The organism is Cupriavidus oxalaticus (assembly GCF_038900635.1).
GTDB classification, from domain to species: Bacteria; Pseudomonadota; Gammaproteobacteria; order Burkholderiales; family Burkholderiaceae; genus Cupriavidus; species Cupriavidus oxalaticus_B.
Genome location: NZ_JAYMRX010000006.1, coordinates 45372 through 68008, shown reverse-complemented (window position 1 = coordinate 68008; position 22637 = coordinate 45372). Strand labels below are relative to the sequence as shown.

Below are 22637 nucleotides of genomic sequence, written 5' to 3'. Positions count from 1 at the left end.
CGGAACATCGGGACGACGTTTGCCGCTTACCGTCGTCGGCGCATCGACGGCATCACCGCCACCACCTGCCCGGCGCATCGCGCGGCTGCATCATATTTCAACTTTGTACGTACACATATAAGCCTACGACACATTTACCTTCAGACGCGATGGCACATATTTTTGCGGCACTACTTCGATTCTCTTGCATATTTCCCGAAATCGACATCATACTATGTACGTACATAGTGCCAGGACGATGATGACCTGGCACACCGGAGACTGAAGGAGCAAGAGGTGCAGAAACTGACCGAAGAGCGTCGCATGATCCAGGAGGCCGCGCGCCAGTTCACGATGGAGCGCGTGCTGCCCATCGCCAACAAGCTGGATCCTGAGAAAGGCCAGATCCCGCGCGAGCTGATCGAAGAGATGGCCGAGCTCGGCTATTTCGGCATCCTGATCCCCGAGGAATATGGCGGCCTGGGGCTGGGCGCCTACGAGTACTGCCTGGTGGCCGAACAGCTCTCGCGCGCCTGGATGAGCGTGGGCAGCCTGATCGCACGCGGTAACGGGCTGATCGGTGCGCTCAAGGGCCTGAGCCCGGAGAAAAAGGCCGAATACCTGCCGCGCATGGCGCGTGGGGAGTTCCTGGGCGCATTTTCACTGTCGGAGCCCAATGCCGGTTCGGACGTCGCCAATATTGCCTGCCGCGCCGTGCGCGACGGCGACGACTGGCTCATCACCGGCAGCAAGTACTGGTGCACGTTCGCCGACGAGGCCGATTTCATCCTGGTGATCTGCCGCACTGATCCGGTCATCGACCCGAAGGCGCGCCACAAGGGCCTCTCCGCTTTCATGGTGGAAAAGCCGCGCGGCGAGCTGCCCGAGGGTGTCAAGGGCAGCGTGATCCCCAAGATCGGCTACCACGGCTGGACCACGTGGGAACTCGCCTTCGACGGCTGCCGCGTGCCGCATTCGAAAATGGTCGGCGAAGAAGGCAAGGCGTTCTACCTGACCACGGCCGGGCTCGAAACGGCGCGGGCGCACACCGCCGCGCGTTCGATCGGCCTGGCGCAAGGCAGCCTGGAAGACTCGATCCAGTACGCCAAGGACCGCAGCCAGTTCGGCAACCCGATCGGCAACTTCCAGGCGATCCGCTTCAAGCTGGCCGACATGGCCACGCAGATCGAGGCTTCGCGCGCCCTGCTCTACGCCGTGTGCGAGAAGATCGACGAAGGCGTGCGCGCCGACACCGAAGCGTCGATGGTCAAGCTGTTCGCCAGCGAGATGTGCGAGCGCGTGACCAGCGAAGGCCTGCAGATCCACGGCGGCGCGGGCTACACCACGCACTTCGCGGCCGAGCGCTACTGGCGCGATGCGCGCCTGACCAAGATCTTTGAAGGCACCTCCGAGATCCAGATGCGCATCATTTCCGATGCCATGCTGGGCAAGGTCGCCGCCTGAAGGAGCCTGAAGTGCAGACTCAAGCCAAATCCGCCGGAGCGCTGGCCGGCCTGCGCGTGATCGACCTCACGCAGATGCTGGCCGGCCCCTTTTGCACGCAGATCCTCGCTGACCATGGTGCGGATGTGATCAAGGTCGAAGCGATGACCGGCGACGGCACCCGCGTCACCGGTCCGTTCTGCGCCGACGATTCGCTGCGCGACTTCGGCGGCTATTTCCAGAGCGTCAACCGCAACAAGCGCTCCATCGCCGTCGACCTGAAGACCGAGGCGGGACGCGCCGTCCTGCGCGGCTTGATCGACCAGTCCGATATCGTCGTGGAAAACTTCCGTGCCGGGGTGATGGAGCGCCTGGGCTTCGCCTACGAAACGCTGCGCCAGACCAACCCGCGCCTGATCTACGGCACGGTACGCGGCTTCGGCGACCCGCGCAGCGGCGAGAGCCCGTATGCGCAATGGCCTGCCTACGACGTGGTCTCGCAGGCCATGGGCGGCATGATGGGGATCACCGGGCCGGAACGCGGCACGCCAACCAAGATCGGGCCGGGCGTGGGCGACACCATTCCGGCACTGATGCTCTGCATCGGTATCCTCGCCGCAGTCAATCGCGTGCGCGAAACCGGCCAGGGCCAGTTCGTCGACGTGGCCATGACCGACGCAGTGCTGGCAATGTGCGAGCGCATCGTCTACCAGAACTCCTACACCGGCGAGGTCGCCGCGCCGGAAGGCAACCGCCACCCGCTGCTGTGCCCGTTCGGCTTGTTCCGCGTGCGCGACGGGCATGTGTCGATCGCCTGCGCCACCGACGCATTCTGGGAGAAGCTTGCGGTGGCCATCGGGCGGCCGGATATGGCCACCGATGAAGCCTTTGCGACCAATGCAGCCCGCGTGCAGCGCCAGCATGAGGTGATCGCGGCGATCGAAGCGTTCACATCGGTGCGGACAAAGGAGGAAATCGCGGCGTGCCTTGGCGGCAAGGTGCCCTTCGGCCCGGTCTACACATCGGCCGAGATCTTCGCCGACAGGCACTACGCCGTGCGCGAGATGCTGGTGGAAGTGGAGCAGCCCGGCTCGGCCGTGCCTGTAAAGATCGCCGGCGTGCCGATCAAGCTCAGTGAAACGCCGGGTGCGGTGCGCCGGCGGGCCCCGCTGCTGGGCGAGCATACCGAAGACATCCTGTCGGCGGCCGGCTATACCGGGGAAGACATCCAGCGTTTGCGCAAGGAAGGTGTTGTGCGATAGAACTGCCCAGACAAGGGGCACGCCCCCTCGCCCTACTTCAGGTACTTCATCGTGGCAACGCCGGTCGCCACCAGCAACTCCTGATCGAGCCAGACTTCCGCGCGCGAGAAGAAGATCGATCGTCCGCGCCGGTCGACTGTGCCCTTTGCGGTCAGCACGCTGCCCGTGCCGTTGCTCAGGAAGTTGGAAGTCAGCGACAGCGTCACCGCATGCCGCGCCGCTTCGCCAGGTGCCGAGAACAGGCCGGCATAGCCGGTGGCGGCATCCAGCAGCGTGCAGATCGTGCCGCCATGGACCACGCGGCTGCGGTTCAGCATGCTGGACGTGACCGGCAGTTCAAGCTCCACGTAATCGGGGCGCCACTGTGTGATGCGAACACCGATGCTTTCAAGGGCGGGATTGTCCAGGGCGAAATTATCGAGGGCGCCGCCGGCGCCACCTTCCGTCACGGATTCCGTTGATTGGTTTTTCATTTCACTGCTCACCACCGCTCAAATTGTCCAGTCGGTATTTCCTCGCGATTCGAGGGACCCGACAATTCCGATTTGGCGAACAGCGGCTTTTGCGTGCATGAAGCGCACGGGCCGGCGCCGGCCCGTGCGCCCTGCCGTCAGGGCTTCCCGGGCCGCACCGCGTCGGCGGTGCCCTGGATGAACGCCTGGATCTTGACCACGTCCTCGGCCGTCAGCTTGCCGGTGAAATCCGGCATGCCTTTCTGCACGAACGGCCCGTTGAACAGGATCTTGTCGAGGTGCTCGATCATCGGCGCGCCGACATAGGCCAGGTTGGGGATATTGCCGCCCTTGTCGACGCCGGGCACGCCATGGCAGAAGACGCAGTTGTTGACGTAGAGCTTCTGCCCGTCGGCGACCTTGGCGGGGTCGTACTTCACCCCGCTCAGCAGCGGCGCCATCGCGTACGGCGCCGACTCGGGCATCGGCTTCCTGCCGTTCAGCACGAAGGTGTAGAGCCGCCCCGGCGCCTGCTTGTCGCTGCCGCGCTGGCTCAGGCCATACACGCCGCCCCAGCCCACCGCCACCGAGACGTACTGCTTGCCGTCGAGCAGGTAGGTCACCGGCGCCGCCACCACGCCGGAGCCGGTCGGCGCCTGCCACAGCTTTTCGCCGGTGCCGGCGTGATACGCCACCAGCCGTCCGTCCGCCGTGCCCTGGAACACCAGGTTGCCGGCGGTCGCGAGCGTGCCGCCGTTCCACGGCCCGGCATGGTCCTGGTGCCATACCGCCTTCTGCGCCAGGGGGTCCCAGGCGATCAGCCGCCCCATCGGCTTGCTCTTCGGGGCCTCGGCATTGACCAGCATGCCCAGGTTCCAGCCCACGCCGCGATGCGCCTCGGGCGAGTCCTTCTGGTTGTGGACCCACTTGTTGTTGTCGGCCAGCGTCAGCGGCACGTGCTGCGCCGGGATGAAGGCCAGCCCCAGCCTGGGGTGGAACGACATCGAATGCCAGTTATGCGCGCCGAACGGCCCCGGCACGATATCCGCCGGCTTGCCCGAAGTGTCCGACTGCGGCGTCTCGATCGGCCGGCCGTCCTTGTCATAGCCAGACGCCCAGTTGACGTCGACGAAGTTTTTGGCCGAGATGAACTTGCCGTTGGTCCGGTCGATCACGAAGAAGAAACCGTTCTTGGGCGCGTGCAGGATCACCTTGCGTGGCTGGCCGTCGATCTTCAGGTCGGCCAGGATGATGTCCTGCGTCGAGGTGTAGTCCCAGTTGTCGCCCGGGGTTTCCTGGTAGTGCCAGACGTATTCGCCGGTGTCGGGATTCAGCGCCACCACGGAGGCCGCGTAGAGGTTGTCGCCGCCCTTGGGGCTGCGCAGCCTGCGGCTCCACGGGCCGGCGTTGCCGGTACCGATGTACATCAGGTTCAGCTCGGGGTCGAACGCCATGGTGTTCCACACCGTGCCGCCGCCGCCGTTGACCCAGTACTTGCCGCTGGGATCCCAGGTGGCCGCGGCCTTTGCCATGGCTTCGTTCTCGAAAGGCCTGGCGGGGTCGCCCGGCACCGTGTACCAGCGCCATTGCTGCTTGCCGGTCTCGGCATCGTAGGCGGTGATATAGCCGCGCACGCCGTACTCCGCGCCGCCGTTGCCGATGATCACCTTGCCGTTGTAGACGCGCGGCGCGCCGGTGATAGTGTAGGACTTGCTGCGATCGACGATGGTGTCCTGTTCCCAGACCTTCTTGCCGGTGGCGGCGTCGATCGCAACCAGCCGGCCGTCGAACGCGCCGACGAAGACCTTGCCCTTGTACAGCGCCACGCCGCGGTTGACCACGTCGCAGCAGCCCTTGTAGGCCTGGTCACGCGGCACCTGCGGGTCGTAGGTCCACAGGCGCTTGCCGGTGCGTGCGTCGACGGCGTGCACCACGCTCCACGGCGCGGAAACGTACATCACGCCATCGACCACCAGCGGCGTTGCTTCCACGCCGCGTGTCGATTCCAGATCGTAGGACCACGCCAACCCCAGGCCCTTGACGTTGCCCGCGTTGATCTGCTCGAGCTTGCTGAAACGGGTCTCGGCGTAATCCAGGCCGTAGCTGGGCCAGTTTGGCGTGCCGGCCTCGTTGGCGCGGATGGAGGCGCCATCCACGCGCGCCGCCGCATTGGCCTGCTTGCGCGTCTTTGCCGGGCGGGCGGCAGCGTTGCCATCGGCGCCGAATGCCACCGGCGCTGGGAGCGCCACGCTGGCAGCGGCCATCACGCTCACTAGCAGGCTTAGCTTGTTGCTATGCATCTTGGTCTCCTCTGTCTTCGTTCTTGATATGGCGTGTCAGAACACCTTGAGCAGGCGCAGGTTGACGCGCAGGTTCTCCATCGGCCCGTTGCGCACCGAGATATCGCGGCCGAAGGTGCCGAGGACCTGGAGCGAGCGCACATAGCGCACGATGCCCACGTCGGAATCCAGGTTGCCGCCGGCGACGCGGTTGCCGCCCGCATAGACGCGGTCGCGCTGCGCGTGCTGGTAATACAGCAGGCCGAGATTGGTGCCCGCGGGCAATGCGGTGTAGTCGCCCGCGTCGACGTCGATGGCGTGCGCCGGCGCTGCGCCGAGCAGCAGGGTCAATGCCACGCCCGCCGCCTGCGCCGCGGCGCTGCGTACGGGCGAGCGCCGTCCCCGGCCGCCCGTTCTGGTTTGATGCATGTCTCCTCCGGATTTTTTCTTGCTTGTGTCGCCCGCCGCGCGGCGGGCGTGCTGCGTCAGCTGGCCTGCGCGCGCGCGATATTGATCACGCTCAGTTGCGCATACTCGGCCAGCCCTTCCGGCCCGAATTCCACGCCGACGCCGGACTCCTTTGCGCCCACCAGCGGAATGTGCGGGCCAAAATGCAGGTGGTGGTTGACCCACGCCGTGCCCACGTCGAGACGCCACGCCACCTCATAGGCGCGCGCTTCGTCGCTGGACCACACCGAGCCACCCAGCCCATACGGCGTGCCGTTGGCGCGCGCCACGGCTTCATCGATGCTGTCGAACTTCAGCACCGGCAGGATTGGCGCGAACTGCTCCTCGGCCACCAGTTCGCTCTGGTCGGTCAGGTTGCGCACGATGGTCGGTGCCACGAAGTAGCCATCGCCCTTGAGCAAGGCGCCCCCCGCCAGGATCTTGCCGTCGCGGCGCGCGCTGGCCAGGAAGCGGCTGGCCTTGTCGTACTGCATGGCGTTCTGCAGCGGTCCCATCGTGACGCCGGCTTCGGCGCCATTGCCTACCACCGCGCGCCCGGCCAGGTCGGCCAGCGCGTCGCACAGCGCATCATGGACCGAGGCGTGGACGTACAGCCGCTTCAGCGCCAGGCATACCTGGCCGCAGTTGTAGAAGGCGCTGCCAAAGATCCTGGGTGCGATCTCGGCCACGTCGGCATCGTCGAGCACGATGGCCGCGTCGTTGCCGCCCAGTTCCAGCGTGATGCGCTTCAGCCCGGGGCCGGCGCTTGCCATCACCTTCTTGCCGGTCGCGGTCGAGCCCGTGAACGAGACCTTGGCCACGTCGGGGTGCGAGGTCAGGTAGCTGCCCAGGTCATTGGCATCGGTGATGACATTGACCACGCCCGGCGGCAGCAAGTCGCCAAGGATCGCGCCGAGTTGCAGTGTTGCCACCGGCGTGGTCGGCGCTGGCTTGAGCACCACGGTATTACCCATCAGCAACGCCGGCGCGAGCTTGTAGGCCGCGATCAGCACCGGGAAATTCCACGCCGCGATCGCCGCCACCACGCCCAATGGCTTGTGGTGCAGTTCGATGCGATGGGTGGCATCATCCTGCACCAGCGACACCGGCAGCTCCAGCCCGGCGATATGGCGCACAAAGGCCTCGGCGAACTGCAGCTCCTGGCGCGCTTCGGCCAGCGGCTTGCCCTGCTCCAGCACCAGCGTGGCGGCAAGATCCTCGGCGTTGCCGTGCAACTCGTCGGCAAAGCGCAGCAGCAACGCGCGCCGCTGCGCCAGTTCCAGCGCGGCCCAGCCGGGTTGCGCGGCCTTGGCGGCGGCGACCGCGGCGGCGGCCTCGCGCTCAGTGGCGCGCGATACCGCGGTGAACACCTTGCCGGTGGCGGGGTTGACCACGTCGAGCGTGGCGCTGCCCTGCACGATTTGTCCGTTGATCAGCAGTCCTGCATTGCCGTGCATCGCTTGTCTCCTCATGTTGATCCTTGGGTCGTACCCTGGTTGGTATGCAATGCCTTGCAACGCAAGCGCCGTGCCCGCCGCCCAAATCGCGCACAGGTGCGTGTTTCTTGCGCCAGTTACGCGTGAATCGTCGTCGCGACGCTGCCCGGGATGTCGCAATCTGAGCCAGTGTCTCGATACAGCCAAGACAGGCGGCCAATAAAAAACCCCCGCTGCCACGGCGTGGCAAACGGGGGTTGATGAAGGATGAGAAGACCGCGCTAGCGGATCTTGGCGCGCGCCATCTTGCGGTACAGCGTCGCGCGCGAGATGCCGAGTGCGCGCGCGGCTTCGGAGCGGTTGCCGCTGAGTTCGTCGAGGGTGCGCTGGATCAGCTCGTTCTGCGCCTGCGCCAGCAGCATCGGCTGGCCGGCGGCGGGCAGCATGTCCGCCACCGTTACGCGCGTCGCCGCGTCCAGCCAGCTTTCATCGAGATGCTCGCGCCGGATTTCTTCACCGAGGCCAGACAGCGCCACCGCGGTACGCAGCACCTGGTGCAGTTCGCGCACATTGCCCGGCCAGGGATGCGACATCAGCAACGCCATCACGTCTGCATCGAGCGCCTTGCATCGGCCGTGCGCCAGCGTCTGCAGCATCGCCGCGATCAACTCGGGCAGGTCGGTGCGGTCGCGCAGCGCCGGAACGCGGATCGACATGCCGTTGATGCGGAAATACAGGTCCTCGCGGAAGGCACCCTGCCGCACCAGTTCCGGCAGGCTGCGGTGCGTGGCGCAGATCACCGACAGGTCGACCGGGATGGGCTTGGACGCGCCGACGCGCGTGACGCAGCGCTCCTGCAGCACGCTCAGCAGCCGCGTCTGCAGTGCCAGCGGCATGTCGCCGATTTCGTCGAGGAACAGCGTGCCGTGGTTGGCCTGTTCGATCTTGCCCGCGCTGCCGCCCCGCCGGCTTCCGGTAAAGGCCCCGTCGGCATAGCCGAACAGTTCGGCTTCGGCCAATCCTTCCGGGATGGCCGAACAGTTGATCGAGACAAAATTTCCGTCCGGCCGGCTGGCCTCGTGCAGTGCGCGCGCCAGCATGGTCTTGCCGGTGCCGGTCTCGCCCAGCAGTATCACCGGCACGTGCGCGTTGATCGCCATGCTGGCCTTGTCAAAGGCGCGCGCCAGCGTGGCATCGGCAATCAGGTGGCCGGCCAGCGGGCCGGTGACGTCGGTGCGCGGCGCCGAGCCGCGGGCGCGCGCGCGCGGCCGCTCGGTTTCGCTTGCCGAGACATGCAGGCGCCCGCCGGCGACCGTGCGTACCACGCCCTGCATCGCGCCCGCCTGGCCATACATGCCTTCGGCAAAGACGCTGCCGATATCGATCGCGCCGATCTCTGCGTTGCCGAGCCGCAGCATGTCGCGTGCGGTATGGTTAGCCGCCACGATCACGCCGTCGGCGGACACCGCGACGATGCCTTCGGCCGGTGTATGCAGCATGCGCCGGTCGTGGTGCAGGCGCACGATGCAGCAGCCGGACAGCCGCTCAAAGGTGCGGTTGCCGATCGACGTCGCGGCCGCGCGCACGTGGCTGACCGCGTAGGCCGGCAAGTCGACGCCGAATCCAGTGATATCGAGCACGCCGATCAGGCGGTCATGGCAGTCGTAGATCGGCGCGGCGGCGCACACCACATCGGCCAGTTCATGCAGGAAATGCTCGCCGCGACGGATCTCGACGGCGCTGCCGCCCTCCGCCAGCAGACAGCCGGGCGCGTTGGTGCCGATGCCGGCCTCGCAGATGTGCCGGCCATGCTGCAGCGGCGACGGCCCGCCGGGCCCCGCACCCAGGCGCCCGTGGGATGACACGATCACGCCTTCGGCATTGGTGCACAGCACGATCCACTGCTGCGACGGAAAGGCGCCGGCCAGCACTTCCATGTCGGCGCCGGCCAGTTCGATCAGCGTGCGGTTCTCTTCCTCGCTGCGGCGGACTTCGCTGTGCGTGATCACATCCGAAAACAGCATGCGCTGATCCGGACGCACGCCCGCACGCGCGGCGCGCTGCCACGAACGCACGATCACGTCGGATACGACGCCAGCGGGCACGTCCTTGCCATCGAGGAACTGCCGCCGTGCAATGCTGGCATCGCACAGCAGGCTTGTCGGTGCGGGGCGCATTACCTTGTCTCCAGTGGTCGGCGTCGCGCGGTGTAACGGGAAAGCGGTTCGCGCGGATGCCGGTGGCACGCCCCGACCGTCGTTGCGGCGGGGTCATCTATGCGCGCCGGACTGTTGCTGCGGTGGTGCCGGCGCGGACTGGAAAGGTACTTTAAGAGAGCCCCCGGGCGATTTCAAGCGTTGTGTGGCAGCTTTGCCGAGGGTGTCTCAGGATGAGGCGGGAAGTGTCTCAATATGAGACAAGCGCCCCGCATTCGAGGGGCGCCTGCATTACTGCGATACCGGCTTGCCGATGGCCCGGGAGATCAGTTCGGCCGCCGCGATGACCTTGTCCAGATCCACCCCCGTCTCCATCCCCAGGCTCGCCAGGCGCCGCAGCAATGCCTCGGTCGCCACGTTGCCTGTCGCGCCTTTCGCATACGGGCAACCGCCAAGCCCTGCGACGGAAGCATGGAAGATGCGGATGCCGGCTTCCAGGCTCGCCTCGACGTTGGCCAGGGCATGGCCATACGTGTCGTGGAAGTGCCCGGACAGCTGCGCCAGCGGGAATTCCGTGGCCGCGGCACGCATCACGGCCTTCACCTTGTCCGGCGTTCCCACGCCGATGGTGTCGGCGATATCGATCTCGTCGCAGCCCAGCTCGCGCATGCGCCGCACCACGTCGGTCACGGCTTCGACCGGCACCTCGCCCTGGTAAGGGCAGCCCAGCGCGCACGACACGCTGGCGCGAAGCCGCACGCCCTTCGCCCTGGCAGCCGCGGCCACGGGCTCGAAGCGCGCCATCGACTCGGCGATCGAGCAGTTGATGTTCTTCTGCGAGAACGCCTCGCTGGCCGCGCCGAAGATCACGACCTCGTCGGCGCCCGCCGCAAGCGCGCCTTCCAGGCCCTTCATGTTCGGCGTCAGCGCCGAGTAGATGGTGCCGGGGCGCCGCCTGATCGCGGCCATTACCTGCGCACCGTCAGCCATCTGCGGCACCCACTTCGGCGAGACGAACGATGCCACTTCGATATTGAGAAAGCCCGCATCGGTGAGCTGGTCGATCAACGCCACCTTGGTCTCGGTGGGGATCAAATTCTTCTCGTTCTGCAGGCCGTCGCGCGGGCCGACTTCAACGACCTTGACCTTGTCCGCATGCATGTGCCGGGTCTCCGTAAAAAAATCAGGTACCGAACGCGAGCAGCTGGGCGCCTTCGGTCACCTGCTCGCCGACGCCATACAGCACTTCGCTGACCACGCCGTCGGCCGGTGCGCTGATGGTGTGCTCCATCTTCATCGCCTCCATCACCAGCAGCGGCGTTCCGCGCGTGACCGTGCTGCCAGCTTCGACCATCACGGCGATGACCTTGCCGGGCATCGGCGCGGTCAGCTTGCCGCCCTCGCCTTCGGCTTCGCCGGCGTGGGACAGCGGATCGATCCAGCCCAGCAGCACCTGGCGGCCCGCGGAGAATACGTGGAAATCGTCGCCTTCGGCATGCACGTGCCCGTGCACGCGGCGCGTGCCGAGATCGATGCGGATATCGTCGGCCTTGCATACCGCGGAGAACGGCACGGACTGCCCGGCGTAGGCCAGCGTGCTGCCGCGCGCATTGACCTGCAGCGTCACGTCGAGCACCTGATCGCCGTAGCCGAAGCGCAGTTGCCGCGAGACGCCGCTGTTCAGCCGCCAGGCGCCGCCATGGGTCCACGGGGAATGCTGGTCGGCAGCGTCGATGCGGCGCTCACGCGTTTCGCGGTCGAGCAGCGCGGCCACGGCCAGCGCGACGGTGTCGATGCCGACCGGCTCGGGCCGCGGGAACAACTCGCTCTCGTTGCGCTCGATCAGTCCGGTATCGAGGTCGGCGGTGCGGAACGCCTGCGATGACACCAGCCGCTGCAGGAACGCCACGTTGGTCGACAGGCCCACCACGTGATACGCGGCCAGCGCCTGCCGCATGCGCGCCAGCGCCTCGTCGCGGTCCTTGCCCCAGACGATCAGCTTGGCGATCATCGGGTCGTAGTACGGGCTGATGGTGTCGCCCTCGCGCACGCCGGCATCGATACGGATGCCGGCCGGGCCATGAGCATCCTCGCCGCGCATGAACTGCACCGCCGGCGGCGTGCGCAGGAAGCGCAGCGTGCCGGTGGAGGGCAGGAACTGCTTGTCGGGGTTCTCGGCGTAGATCCGTGCTTCCAGCGCGTGGCCGTCGATACGCAACTGGTCCTGCGTCAGCGGCAGCGGCTCGCCGGCGGCGACGCGCAGCTGCCATTCGACCAGGTCCTGCCCGGTGATCATCTCGGTGACCGGGTGCTCGACCTGCAGGCGCGTGTTCATCTCCATGAAGTAGAAGGAGCCGTCCTGGTTGGCGATGAACTCGACGGTGCCGGCGCCGACATAGCCCACGGCCTTGGCGGCGGCCACGGCGGCTTCGCCCATCGCGCGGCGGCGCTCGGCGGTCATGCCCGGCGCCGGCGCCTCTTCCAGCACCTTCTGGTGGCGGCGCTGCACCGAGCAGTCGCGCTCGAACAGGTAGACGCAGTTGCCGTGCGTGTCGGCAAACACCTGGATCTCGATATGGCGCGGGCGGGTCAGGTATTTCTCCACCAGCACCTTGTCGTCGCCGAAGCTGGCGCTGGCCTCGCGCTTGACCGACGCCAGCGCGGCCTCGAAGCCCTCGCCCGACTCGACCACGCGCATGCCCTTGCCGCCACCGCCCGCGCTGGCCTTGAGCAGCACCGGGTAGCCGATGCGGTCGGCCTCGCGGCGCAGCAGCGCCGGGTCCTGGTCTTCGCCGTGGTAGCCCGGCACCAGCGGCACCGACGCCTTTTCCATCAGCTGCTTGGCCGCGCTCTTGCTGCCCATCGCGTGGATGGCGGAAGCCGGCGGGCCGATGAAGACCAGCCCCGCCGCGGCGCAGGCCTCGGCGAAGGCTTCGTTTTCGGACAGGAAGCCGTAGCCCGGGTGGATCGCCTGGGCGCCGGTTTCCCTGGCCATCTCGATGATGTGGTCGGCGCGCAGGTAGCTGTCGCGCGCGGCGGCGCCGCCGATATGGACGGCCTCGTCGCAGAAGGCGACGTGGCGCGCATCGGCGTCGGCATCCGAGTACACCGCGACGGTGCGGATGCCGAGCCGGCGGCAGGTGGCGGCGACACGGCAGGCGATCTCGCCACGGTTTGCGATCAGGACTTTGGTGAACATGACTTCGCCTTTCGCTCCTCGCGGGGAGCGTTCTTGAAAACGATTCTGGGATGCCTGGGGGGCAGGCTTACATGCGGAACACGCCGAACTTCATATCCTCGATCGGCGCGTTCAGGCTGGCCGACAGGCCCAGCCCCAGCACCGTGCGCGTCTGCGCGGGATCGATCACGCCGTCGTCCCACAAGCGCGCGCTGGCGTAGTACGGATGGCCCTGGTGCTCGTACTGGTCGCGGATCGGCTGCTTGAAGGCGTCTTCCTCTTCCGCGCTCCACTTGCCGCCCTTGGCTTCGATGCCATCGCGGCGCACCGTCGCCAGCACGCTCGCGGCCTGCTCGCCGCCCATCACCGAGATGCGCGCGTTCGGCCACATCCACAGGAAGCGCGGCGAATACGCGCGCCCGCACATGCCGTAGTTGCCGGCACCGAACGAGCCGCCGATGATCACCGTGAACTTGGGCACCTGCGCCGTCGCCACCGCGGTCACCATCTTGGCGCCGTTGCGGGCGATGCCTTCGTTCTCGTACTTGCGCCCCACCATGAAGCCGGTGATGTTCTGCAGGAACACCAGCGGGATCTTGCGCTGGCAGCACAGCTCGATGAAGTGCGCGCCCTTGAGCGCCGACTCGGAGAACAGGATGCCGTTGTTGGCGACGATGCCGACCGGGTAGCCCCAGATGCGCGCAAAGCCGCACACCAGCGTGGTGCCGTAGCGCGCCTTGAACTCGTCGAACTCGGAGCCGTCGACGATGCGCGCGATCACCTCGCGCACGTCATAGGGCTTGCGCGTGTCGGTGGGGATCACGCCGTACAGCTCCTCCACCGGATACAGCGGCTCGACCGGCTCGTGCAGGCGGATCTGGTCCGGCTTGCGGCGGTTCAGGTGCTGCACGATATTGCGCGCCAGGCTCAGCGCGTGGTGGTCGTTCTGCGCGAAATAGTCGGCCACGCCGGACAGGCGCGTATGCACGTCGGCGCCGCCCAGGTCCTCGGCGCTGACTTCCTCGCCGGTGGCGGCCTTCACCAGCGGCGGGCCGCCCAGGAAGATGGTGCCCTGGTTCTTGACGATGATCGACTCGTCGCTCATCGCCGGCACATAGGCGCCGCCGGCGGTGCACGAGCCCATCACCACCGCGATCTGCGGGATGCCCTGCTTGGACAGGTTGGCCTGGTTGTAGAAGATGCGGCCAAAGTGGTCGCGGTCGGGAAAGACGTCGTCCTGGTTGGGCAGGTTGGCGCCGCCGGAATCGACCAGGTAGATGCACGGCAGGTTGTTCTGCTCGGCGATCTCCTGCGCGCGCACGTGCTTCTTGACCGTCATCGGGTAGTAGGTGCCGCCCTTGACGGTGGCATCGTTGCACACGATCACGCATTCCTGCCCGGCCACGCGGCCGATGCCGGTGATGATGCCGGCGCCCGGCGCGGCATCGTCATACATGTCGTAAGCGGCGAGCTGCGACAGCTCCAGGAACGGCGTGCCCGGATCGAGCAGTTGCTGCACGCGGTCGCGCGGCAGCAGCTTGCCGCGCGACAGGTGCTTGTCGCGCGCGGCTTCGCCGCCGCCTTCCGCCAGCTTCGCGATCTTCGCTTCCAGGTCGGCAACCAGTGCCTGCATTGCCTGCGCATTCGTCTTGAACGCTTCGGAACGTGCGTTCAGCTTTGTCTCAATTGCCGCCATATCAGCCTCGGCCAGTCAGTTCGTTGTAGGGTGCAGCCATCGCGGGGGCTTACATCGTTTCCGCGAACAGCTCGCGGCCGATAAGCATGCGGCGGATCTCCGACGTGCCGGCGCCGATCTCGTAGAGCTTGGCGTCGCGCCACAGGCGCCCGGCCGGGTACTCGTTGATGTAGCCGTTGCCGCCCAGGATCTGCACGGTCTCGCCCGCCATCCAGGTGGCCTTCTCGGCCGTGTACAGGATCACCGCGGCGCAGTCCTTGCGCACCTGGCGCACGTGGTCGCTGCCGAGCGCGTCCAGGTTCTTGCCGACCGTGTACAGGTAGCTGCGCGCCGCCTGCAGCGTGGTGTACATGTCCGCCACCTTGCCCTGGATCAGCTGGAATTCGCCGATGCTCTGGCCGAACTGCTTGCGGTCGTGGATGTAGGGCGTCACCACGTCCATGCACGCCTGCATGATGCCGACCGGGCCGCCCGACAGCACCGCGCGCTCGTAGTCCAGGCCGCTCATCAGCACCTTCGCGCCGCTGTTCTCGGCCCCGAGGATGTTCTCGGCCGGCACTTCCACGTCCTCGAACACCAGCTCGCCGGTGTGCGAGCCGCGCATGCCCAGCTTGTCCAGCTTCTGCGCCACCGAGAAGCCCTTCATGCCCTTCTCGACGATGAAGGCGGTCATGCCGCGCGCGCCCAGCTCGGGCTCGGTCTTGGCGTAAACCACCAGCACATCGCAATCCGGGCCGTTGGTGATCCACATCTTGGTGCCGTTGAGCACGTAACGATCACCCTTGAATTCCGCGCGCAGCTTCATGCTGACCACGTCCGAGCCCGCGTTGGGCTCGCTCATCGCCAGCGCACCGATCCATTCGCCCGAGACCAGCTTCGGCAGGTACTTCGCCTTCTGCGCCGGCGTGCCGTTGCGGTGGATCTGGTTCACGCACAGGTTGGAATGCGCGCCGTACGACAGGCCCACCGACGCCGATGCGCGGCTGATCTCTTCCATCGCGATCATGTGCGCCAGGTAGCCCATGTTGGCGCCGCCATATTCCTCGGCCACGGTGATGCCGAGCACGCCGAGGTCGCCCATTTTCTTCCAGGCGTCCATCGGGAACTGGTCGGTGCGGTCGATCTCGCCCGCGCGCGGCGCCAGTTCGGCCTGGGCCCACGTGCGCACGGAATCGCGCAGCATCTCGATGTCTTCGCCGAGGTCGAATTTCAGGCCGGGCAAGGTAGTCATGGCAGTGTCGTCTTGATAATTCTTTGTGATCGATTTCGGCGTGGGAATCAGGCCGTTTTGGATTCGCTGAGGTTCAGCTCGCGCACCATCTGGTCGCGCATCACGAACTTCTGCACCTTGCCGGTCACGGTCAGGGGCATCTCGTTCACGAAGCGGATGTAGCGCGGAATCTTGTAGTGGGCGATCTGGTTGCGGCAGAACTCGCGGATCTCTTCCTCGGTGGCGCTTTCGCCCGGCTTGAGCACGATCCACGCGCACACTTCCTCGCCGTACTTCTGGTCCGGCACGCCGAACACCTGCACGGCCTGTACCTTGGGATGGCGGAACAGGAACTCCTCGATCTCGCGCGGGTAGATGTTCTCGCCGCCGCGGATCAGCATGTCCTTCACGCGGCCGACGATATTGCAGTAGCCGTCTTCGTCGATGGTGGCGAGGTCGCCGGTATGCATCCAGCCGTCGCGGATGGTCTCGGCGGTGCGGGCCTCGTCGTCCCAGTAGCCCAGCATGACCGAGTAGCCGCGCGTGCACAGTTCGCCCTTCTCGCCCACCGGCACGGTGGCGCCGGTGGCGTCCACCAGCTTGACCTCGAGGTGCGGCTGGATGCGTCCCACCGTGGCGGTGCGCTTGTCCAGCGGATCGGTGGTGCTGCTCTGGAACGAGACCGGGCTGGTCTCGGTCATGCCGTAGGCGATCGTCACCTCGGACATATGCATCTGCGACACCACGCGCTTCATGGTCTCGATCGGACACGGCGAGCCGGCCATGATGCCGGTGCGCAGCGACGAGAAGTCGTAGTCGCCGAAGCGCGGATGGTCGAGCTGCGCAATGAACATGGTCGGCACGCCGTGCAGCGCGGTGCAGCGTTCCTCGCTGACGGCCTTCATGGTCGCTTCCGGCTCGAACGCTTCGCCCGGGAACACCATCGCCGCGCCCGTGGAGACGCAGGCCAGCACCGCCAGCACCATGCCGAAGCAGTGGTAGAACGGCACCGGGATGCACAGCTTGTCCTGCTCGGTGAAGCGCATCGCCATGGCGATAAAGCGCGCGTTGTTGACGATGTTCCGGTGCGTCAGCGTGGCGCCCTTGGGCGCGCCCGTGGTGCCGCTGGTGAACTGCACATTGATCGGGTCGTTGCGGTCGAGCTGCGCTGTGATGGCGTCGAGCGTTTCCCGCGCCACGCCAGTGCCGCGCGCCACCACATCGTCATAGCGGATCATGCCCGCGGTCTCGCCCTCGCCCATGCGGATGACCCAGCGCAGCGACGGCAGCCGCGCGGCATGCAGCGCGCCCGGCTCGCTGGTGGCCAGTTCGGGCGCCAGTGCCTGCAGCATCTCCAGGTAGCGCGAGGTCTTGAACGCCTCTGCCGCGACGATGGCCTTGACGCCAACTTTGTTCAGCGCGTACTCCAGCTCGGACAGGCGGTAGGCCGGGTTGATATTGACCAGCACCAGCCCGAGCCGCGCGGTAGCGAACTGCGTCACCACCCATTCCACGCGGTTGGGCGACCAGATGCCGACGCGGTCGCCGCGGACCAGTCCGAGCGCGTGCAGCCCCGCCGCCAGCGCATCGATGGCCTCGGCGAACTGCTGCCAGGTCCAGCGCACGCCCTGTTCGCGGAAGGCAACCGCGTCGCGCTGCGCAAAGCGGGCGACGGCCTGCGCCAGCAGCTCCGGCACCGTCTGCTCGGACAGCGGGATATCGGTTACGCCTCGCACATGCGACAGCCCGCCCAGGGGCAGGATGGTGGGTTGGGACTCGCCCTGCATCGTCATACTGGTCTCCAAAGCTCGGTGTCGTTCCGTGCACCGGCGTTTTGTGAGTATCACTCAATTCACGCCGTGTTCATTGTCAGTAATCGGGCTGGCGGCGGATTGCATCAGGGAAATCCCCTAAATTCGCCTTGCCTGCAACCGCCAGCCGATGCGGCCTGTTTCGCCGACGAGTGAAAAGTACACGCTCGGCAGGCAGAACGCAATATTAATTTTGAGCTTTACTCAAGTTTTGGCGAAGGGCGCACTATAATCCTCGGCACCAGAGAGACATCCACACCCCCGACAGCATGGAAGACACCAGTTCCCGGCGCCGCGTTCCGGCCGGAGCCAAGGCCGAGCAGCGCATCCGCGACATCCTGCGCGTGAGCCGCGACGTGTTCGCCGAGCTTGGCTACGAGCGCGCCACCACCACCGAGATCGCCCAGCGCCTGGGCGTCTCGGAGGGGACGGTCTTCACCTATTTCCACGGCAAGCGCGAGCTGTGCGTGCGCGTGATCGAAGACTGGTACGACGAAATCATCAACACGCTGGAACAGGGCATGCCGCACGGCCAGCCCACCAAGGCGCAGCTCGAGTTCTACGTGAAGACGCACCTGCGCCTGTTCCTGATCCAGGGGACCGGGTTGTGCGCGCTGGTGCTGTCGGAGGGCCGGGCCAAGGGGCCGGGGCTGGGCGAGGTGTTCCTGCCGCTGCAGCGCCGCTACACGGCGCCGCTGATGGACCTGCTGGCGCGGGCGCGCAGCAATGGCGAAATCCGCGGCGACTTGCCGCTTAGCCTGCTTCGCTCAGCCATCCTGGGGCCGATGGAGCACATCCTGTGGGACGCGATCGCGCGGCAGCGCGAGGTCGATATCGAGAAGACCGCGCGCGACATGGTGGCGCTGCTGTGGCCGGCGCTGCAGCCGGTGGACCTCGAGCTGGAAAAGCTGCGGGGCTTCTACGGCGAGGTCAGCGCGGCGCTGCGCAAGACAACGGAAGGCTGAGGCACGCCGGCGCGAGACCGGCGTGCTGGCTGGAGCAGCGCAAGGCCTGCTTGCCAGGCATGGCCCGCGGCCTCGCGGGCCGCAGGCACGGCGCTCAGGCGCTGAAGCCGCCGTCGATCATCAGGCTGGCACCCGTGACGAAGCCAGCTTCCGGACCCGCGACATAGGCCACCATGCCGGCAATCTCGTCCGGCGTGGCATGCCGCTGCAACGCCATCAGGCTATGCAGCGCCGCGCCGAAGTCCCCGGCTTCCGGGTTCATGTCGGTATTGGTCGGTCCCGGCTGGATGTTGTTCACGGTAATGCCGCGCGGGCCCAGGTCGCGCGCCATGCCCTGCACCAGCCCCAGCAGCGCGGACTTGCTCATCGCATACGCGCTGCCGCCGGGGAACGGCATGCGTTCGGCGTTGGTGCTGCCAATGTTGATGATGCGGCCGCCCTCGCCCATGTGCGGCAGCGCTGCCCTGGCCGCGACGAACACCGCGCGCACATTGACGGCCAGGGTCTCGTCGAAGTCTTCGAGCGACAGGGTCTCGACCGATCCCAGCCGCAGCACGCCGGCATTGTTGACCAGAATATCGAGCTTGCCGAACTGGCGCGCGGCGCCGTCGATGGCGCGGGTCAGCGCGGCGGCGTCCGCGGCGTCGGCCTGCAACGCCAGCGCGCGTCCGCCGGCGGCTTCCACTTCCGCCGCCAGCGCGTTGGCGCCCGCGGCGGAGCTCTGGTAGGTGAAGGCGACGGCGGCGCCTTCGCGCGCCAGCCGGCGCACGATGGCCGCGCCGATGCCGCGGGCGCCGCCGGTAACGAATGCAGTTTTTCCTGTCAGGGTGGCCATGGAATGCTCCGGGAAATGGTTGGTTGGCAAGCCCAGTATGGTTTGCGTATTGCCCCTTCGGTAGCCACGAATTGGCATCAACTTTTTCAACCACTGGTATAAGCTGACGCCATGGAAGCCCTGAACCTGCTCGAATCCTTTGTCCGGAGTGCCGAAGCCGGCAGCTTTTCCGCGGCGGCGCGCCAGCTCGGCATGACGCCCGCGGCGGTCAGCAAGAACGTGGCGCGGCTGGAGTCGCACCTGGGCTTGCGGCTGTTCCAGCGCAGCACGCGCCAGCTGACGCTGACCGCCAGCGGCGAACAATTCCTGCGGCAGGTCTCGAACCCTTTCTCGACCTTGCGCGATGCCTTTGCCAGCGCGTCGCAGGACGCGGGCAAGCCCGCGGGCACGCTCAAGGTCAGCATGGCCCTCGCCTTCGGCCGCGAACACCTGGTGCCGCTGCTGGGCGAGTTCCTGCAGCGCTATCCGGCAATCGTGCCGGACTGGCATTTCGACAACCGCCCCGCCGAGCTGATTCATGACGGCTTTGACGCGGCCATCGGCGGCGGCATTGAACTGACCGAGGGCGTGGTGGCGCGCGAGCTGGCGCGGACCTGCATCGTCGCGACCGCATCGCCGTCCTATATGGCGGGCAGGCCCATGCCGGGCCACCCCAGCGAACTGGCCGCGATGGACGGCATCGTGCGGCGCTCGGGCCCGACCGGCAGGCTGCGCGCTTGGACGCTGCGCAACGAAGCAGGCGAAGAGGCGCCGGTCACGCAGCGCACGCGCATGATCTTCGACGACCCCGAGGCCATGGCGCACGCGGCCATGCTTGGCTACGGCGTCGCGCTGCTGCCGACGCCGCACGCGGCGCGATGGCTGGAAAGCGGTGCGCTGGTGCGGCTGCTGCCCGGATGGCACGCCGACAACGGGCCGATCTCGCTGTACTACCCGAACAGGACGCTGCTGCCGCCGAAGACGCGCGTGTTCATCGACTTCGTGGTGTCGGCGTTCCGCGACCGGGGGCTGTCCTCGCGCTTTGATGCCGGCGTCGGGCCGGCGCATTAAGGCGAATTAAGGCGCATTAACACGCATTAACGCGCATAGGGCGCGCGCGGCCCTACGCGCGCCTACGCGTCACGCGCCTCCAGCGTGACGAGAACGGCCCTGCTCCAGCGTGCCGGCCCGTTTGACTAGGGTTGGAGAACGACCTAGGCTAAGTACGCTCGAAGTCCACTTCCGTGCGCGGACGCTGCCATGCCGGCCTGCGCGATCTCGCGGCATGTGACCGGCGTAGAACCAGGAGGGCTAACCATGAACATGCGGCCGGATCCCACGTTTTACCCGTCGCCCCAGCTCGCGATGAGCGCGCCACCGGAAGAATTCGCCTACACCCTGCTGCTGAGCCCCGATGGCTCGCGCCCCGACGCGCTGGCCGTGATCGACGTCAAGCCCGGCTCGCCCACCTACAGCACGGTGGTGCATACCGTGCCGATGACCAACAAGGGCGACGAGCTGCACCACTTCGGCTGGAATGCCTGTTCCTCAGCGCTGTCGCCGCTGACCGGCCACGCGTTCCTGGAGCGGCGCTACCTGATCATTCCCGGCATGCGCTCGTCGCGCATCTATATCATCGACACGAAGCCGCATCCCACGCAGGCGCGCATCCACAAGATCATCGAGCCGGACGAGATCATCAGCAAGACCGGCTACTCGCGTCCGCACACCGTGCATTGCGGCCCGGAAGGGATCTACGTCAGCACGCTCGGCGGCGCGGGACAGGACGGCACCGACGGCCTGCCCGGCATCTTCATCATGGACTGCGAGACCTTCGAGGTGCTCGGCCGCTGGGAAATCGACCGCGGCGAGCAGGAGAAGCACTACGACTTCTGGTGGAACCTGCCGCGCGACTACATGGTGTCGAGCGAATGGGCCTTGCCGCCGCAGTTCGAGAACGGCCTGGTGGCGGAAGACCTGCTCTCCAACAAGTACGGCCACAAGCTGCATTTCTGGGACCTGCGCGCGCGGCGCAACGTGCAGACCATCGACCTGGGCGCCAACCACCAGATGGCGCTGGAAGTCAGGCCCGCGCACGACCCGGTGCGGGAATACGGCTTTGTCGGCGTGGTGGTCGACACCACCAACCTGGAAGGCTCGATCTGGACCTGGTGGCGCGAAGGCGGCAAGTTCCATGCGGAAAAGACCGCGACCATCCCGCCCGAGCCGGCCTCGACTGACCTGCTGCCGCCGTTGCTGCAGGGCTTTGGCGCGGTGCCGCCGCTGATCACCGACATCGATCTGTCGCTCGACGACAAATTCCTCTACGTGTCCTGCTGGGGCACCGGCGAGATGCGCCAGTACGACGTCACCGATCCGCGCAAGCCGCGGCTGTCGGGCTCGGTCCATCTCGGCGGCATTGCACGGCGCACGCCGCATCCGAACGGCAAGACCTTCGCCGGCGGCCCGCAGATGGTCGAGATCAGCCGCGACGGCAAGCGCGTTTACTGGACCAACTCGCTCTACTCCACCTGGGACAACCAGTTCTATCCCGATGGCGTGCCCGGCGTGCAGGTGATGGGACGGGCCGAGCCGGAGGGCGGGCTGGCGCTGGCCGATGACTACTGGCTGGAATTCCCCGACGGCTACCGCGCGCACCAGGTGCGGCTGGAAGGCGGCGACTGCTCGACTGACTCGTTCTGCTATCCGTCGGTCCGGTCTTGACGGCGTTCTCCTGGGAGCATGCCGGCCTGTGGTCGGCGGTCCTGGCAAGCGGCATCTATCACGGCCTGAATCCCGCGATGGGATGGCCGCTGGCTGTTTCGAACGGGTTGCTGGCGCGGCAGGACCGCGCCGTGGTGTCGGCGCTCGGATCGCTGGCGTTGGGCCACCTGCTGGCGATGATCGCCGTCATGCTGCCGTTCGGCATGCTGGCCATGGTGATCCGCTGGCAGGCGCCGCTGCAGTTTGCCGCGGGGCTGCTGGTGATCGGCTGGGGGCTGGCGCTGCTGGTCTGGCGCCGCCATCCGCGCACACTGGCGCGCATTCCGCCGTCGCGCCTCGCGCTGTGGTCCTTTGCCGTGGCAATCGCGCACGGTGCCGGGCTGATGCTGGTGCCGATCTATCTCGGGCTGTGCCGCGCCGACGAGGATGCCGGCCACCAGGCCGCCACTGCGCTGATGGGCGCCAATGCCAATGTCTCCATGGCGCTGCTCGTGTCCGTCGTGCATGCCACGGCCATGATCGCGACCGGCGGCCTGGTGGCGTGGCTGGTCTATCGCTATGTCGGGCTCAAATTCGTGTCGCGCAGCTGGTTCAACCTCGACGTGGTGTGGGCGCTCAGCCTGGTGCTGGTCGGCGGGCTGGCGCTGGCATTCAGCGGCATCCGGCTTCCGTGGCTGCGCTAGCCTGGAAGGAATCCCCAGCAAGATCACAGCAGGAAGCCGCGAATCACAGTAGTGCCTCACACCGCCAGCGTCTGCGCCACCACCGCCGCGGCGCCGACGCTG

Annotated in this window: 17 protein-coding genes; 6 read left to right on the top strand and 11 right to left on the bottom strand. The window is 66.9% G+C overall.

Annotation, left to right across the window (positions count from 1 at the left end):
* Nucleotides 1–276: 276 nt before the first annotated feature.
* A complete protein-coding gene (locus VSR71_RS12330) occupies nt 277–1443 on the top strand; it encodes an acyl-CoA dehydrogenase family protein (RefSeq protein WP_342914136.1) in 1167 nt (388 codons plus the stop codon).
* 74 nt (nt 1444–1517) lie between these two features.
* Entirely contained in the window at nt 1518–2684 is a 1167-nt protein-coding gene (locus VSR71_RS12325) for a CoA transferase (protein WP_342914370.1), read from the top strand.
* 32 nt (nt 2685–2716) lie between these two features.
* Here VSR71_RS12325 and VSR71_RS12320 read toward each other — a convergent pair whose 3' ends face one another.
* The 10 genes from VSR71_RS12320 to VSR71_RS12275 form a co-directional block, all read right to left on the bottom strand.
* Nucleotides 2717–3157 carry a PaaI family thioesterase gene (locus VSR71_RS12320; RefSeq protein ID WP_342914135.1) on the bottom strand — a complete coding sequence of 147 codons (441 nt, stop codon included), beginning with the start codon at nt 3155–3157 and terminating at the stop codon, nt 2717–2719.
* Nucleotides 3158–3294: 137 nt separating this feature from the next.
* On the bottom strand, nt 3295–5436 hold the full coding sequence (locus VSR71_RS12315) for a PQQ-dependent dehydrogenase, methanol/ethanol family (protein WP_342914134.1): 2142 nt from the start codon (nt 5434–5436) through the stop codon (nt 3295–3297).
* A gap of 36 nt (nt 5437–5472) precedes the next feature.
* Nucleotides 5473–5844, bottom strand: coding sequence for a hypothetical protein (locus VSR71_RS35295; protein ID WP_428979393.1), 372 nt, complete (start codon nt 5842–5844; stop codon nt 5473–5475).
* Between the two features lie 56 nt (nt 5845–5900).
* On the bottom strand, nt 5901–7319 hold the full coding sequence (locus VSR71_RS12305) for an aldehyde dehydrogenase family protein (RefSeq protein WP_342914133.1): 1419 nt from the start codon (nt 7317–7319) through the stop codon (nt 5901–5903).
* Nucleotides 7320–7579: 260 nt separating this feature from the next.
* Entirely contained in the window at nt 7580–9475 is a 1896-nt protein-coding gene (locus tag VSR71_RS12300; RefSeq protein ID WP_342914132.1) for a sigma-54-dependent Fis family transcriptional regulator, read from the bottom strand.
* Between the two features lie 270 nt (nt 9476–9745).
* Complete coding sequence (locus tag VSR71_RS12295) at nt 9746–10615, bottom strand: hydroxymethylglutaryl-CoA lyase (protein ID WP_342914131.1); 870 nt, start codon at nt 10613–10615, stop codon at nt 9746–9748.
* Between the two features lie 22 nt (nt 10616–10637).
* A complete protein-coding gene (locus VSR71_RS12290; protein ID WP_342914130.1) occupies nt 10638–12653 on the bottom strand; it encodes an acetyl/propionyl/methylcrotonyl-CoA carboxylase subunit alpha in 2016 nt (671 codons plus the stop codon).
* A 67-nt stretch (nt 12654–12720) separates the two neighbouring features.
* Nucleotides 12721–14328 carry a carboxyl transferase domain-containing protein gene (locus VSR71_RS12285; RefSeq protein WP_135703851.1) on the bottom strand — a complete coding sequence of 536 codons (1608 nt, stop codon included), beginning with the start codon at nt 14326–14328 and terminating at the stop codon, nt 12721–12723.
* A 49-nt stretch (nt 14329–14377) separates the two neighbouring features.
* On the bottom strand, nt 14378–15559 hold the full coding sequence (locus VSR71_RS12280; protein ID WP_342914129.1) for an isovaleryl-CoA dehydrogenase: 1182 nt from the start codon (nt 15557–15559) through the stop codon (nt 14378–14380).
* Nucleotides 15560–15606: 47 nt separating this feature from the next.
* Nucleotides 15607–17331 (bottom strand): AMP-binding protein, encoded by a 1725-nt coding sequence (locus VSR71_RS12275; protein ID WP_342914128.1) that lies wholly within the window; start codon nt 17329–17331, stop codon nt 15607–15609.
* Between the two features lie 287 nt (nt 17332–17618).
* Between VSR71_RS12275 and VSR71_RS12270 the strand changes: the two genes are divergently transcribed.
* On the top strand, nt 17619–18314 hold the full coding sequence (locus VSR71_RS12270; RefSeq protein WP_342914127.1) for a TetR/AcrR family transcriptional regulator: 696 nt from the start codon (nt 17619–17621) through the stop codon (nt 18312–18314).
* A gap of 94 nt (nt 18315–18408) precedes the next feature.
* Here VSR71_RS12270 and VSR71_RS12265 read toward each other — a convergent pair whose 3' ends face one another.
* A complete protein-coding gene (locus tag VSR71_RS12265; protein ID WP_342914126.1) occupies nt 18409–19149 on the bottom strand; it encodes an SDR family oxidoreductase in 741 nt (246 codons plus the stop codon).
* 111 nt (nt 19150–19260) lie between these two features.
* Here VSR71_RS12265 and VSR71_RS12260 point away from each other — a divergent pair, with 111 nt between their 5' ends.
* From VSR71_RS12260 to VSR71_RS12250, 3 genes are all read left to right on the top strand, one after another.
* Nucleotides 19261–20199, top strand: a complete 939-nt coding sequence (locus VSR71_RS12260; RefSeq protein ID WP_342914125.1) for a LysR family transcriptional regulator — start codon at nt 19261–19263, stop codon at nt 20197–20199.
* Nucleotides 20200–20445: 246 nt separating this feature from the next.
* Nucleotides 20446–21852: a selenium-binding protein SBP56-related protein gene (locus tag VSR71_RS12255; RefSeq protein WP_342914124.1), complete on the top strand. Its 1407-nt coding sequence runs from the start codon at nt 20446–20448 to the stop codon at nt 21850–21852.
* Nucleotides 21849–22535, top strand: a complete 687-nt coding sequence (locus VSR71_RS12250) for a hypothetical protein (RefSeq protein ID WP_342914123.1) — start codon at nt 21849–21851, stop codon at nt 22533–22535. Before VSR71_RS12255 ends, VSR71_RS12250 begins: the two co-directional genes overlap by 4 nt.
* The last annotated feature ends 102 nt before the right edge of the window (nt 22536–22637 follow it).

What these genes read in the sequence shown, in the direction of transcription:
- VSR71_RS12275 (WP_342914128.1), bottom strand. Translation starts at nt 17,331, where the DNA reads ATGACGATGCAGGGCGAGTCCCAACCCACCATCCTGCCCCTGGGCGGG.
- VSR71_RS12255 (WP_342914124.1), top strand. Translation starts at nt 20,446, where the DNA reads ATGAACATGCGGCCGGATCCCACGTTTTACCCGTCGCCCCAGCTCGCG.
- VSR71_RS35295 (WP_428979393.1), bottom strand. Translation starts at nt 5,844, where the DNA reads ATGCATCAAACCAGAACGGGCGGCCGGGGACGGCGCTCGCCCGTACGC.
- VSR71_RS12270 (WP_342914127.1), top strand. Translation starts at nt 17,619, where the DNA reads ATGGAAGACACCAGTTCCCGGCGCCGCGTTCCGGCCGGAGCCAAGGCC.
- VSR71_RS12285 (WP_135703851.1), bottom strand. Translation starts at nt 14,328, where the DNA reads ATGGCGGCAATTGAGACAAAGCTGAACGCACGTTCCGAAGCGTTCAAG.
- VSR71_RS12295 (WP_342914131.1), bottom strand. Translation starts at nt 10,615, where the DNA reads ATGCATGCGGACAAGGTCAAGGTCGTTGAAGTCGGCCCGCGCGACGGC.
- VSR71_RS12300 (WP_342914132.1), bottom strand. Translation starts at nt 9,475, where the DNA reads ATGCGCCCCGCACCGACAAGCCTGCTGTGCGATGCCAGCATTGCACGG.
- VSR71_RS12280 (WP_342914129.1), bottom strand. Translation starts at nt 15,559, where the DNA reads ATGACTACCTTGCCCGGCCTGAAATTCGACCTCGGCGAAGACATCGAG.
- VSR71_RS12290 (WP_342914130.1), bottom strand. Translation starts at nt 12,653, where the DNA reads ATGTTCACCAAAGTCCTGATCGCAAACCGTGGCGAGATCGCCTGCCGT.
- VSR71_RS12315 (WP_342914134.1), bottom strand. Translation starts at nt 5,436, where the DNA reads ATGCATAGCAACAAGCTAAGCCTGCTAGTGAGCGTGATGGCCGCTGCC.
- VSR71_RS12320 (WP_342914135.1), bottom strand. Translation starts at nt 3,157, where the DNA reads ATGAAAAACCAATCAACGGAATCCGTGACGGAAGGTGGCGCCGGCGGC.
- VSR71_RS12265 (WP_342914126.1), bottom strand. Translation starts at nt 19,149, where the DNA reads ATGGCCACCCTGACAGGAAAAACTGCATTCGTTACCGGCGGCGCCCGC.
- VSR71_RS12325 (WP_342914370.1), top strand. Translation starts at nt 1,518, where the DNA reads ATGCTGGCCGGCCCCTTTTGCACGCAGATCCTCGCTGACCATGGTGCG.
- VSR71_RS12305 (WP_342914133.1), bottom strand. Translation starts at nt 7,319, where the DNA reads ATGCACGGCAATGCAGGACTGCTGATCAACGGACAAATCGTGCAGGGC.
- VSR71_RS12260 (WP_342914125.1), top strand. Translation starts at nt 19,261, where the DNA reads ATGGAAGCCCTGAACCTGCTCGAATCCTTTGTCCGGAGTGCCGAAGCC.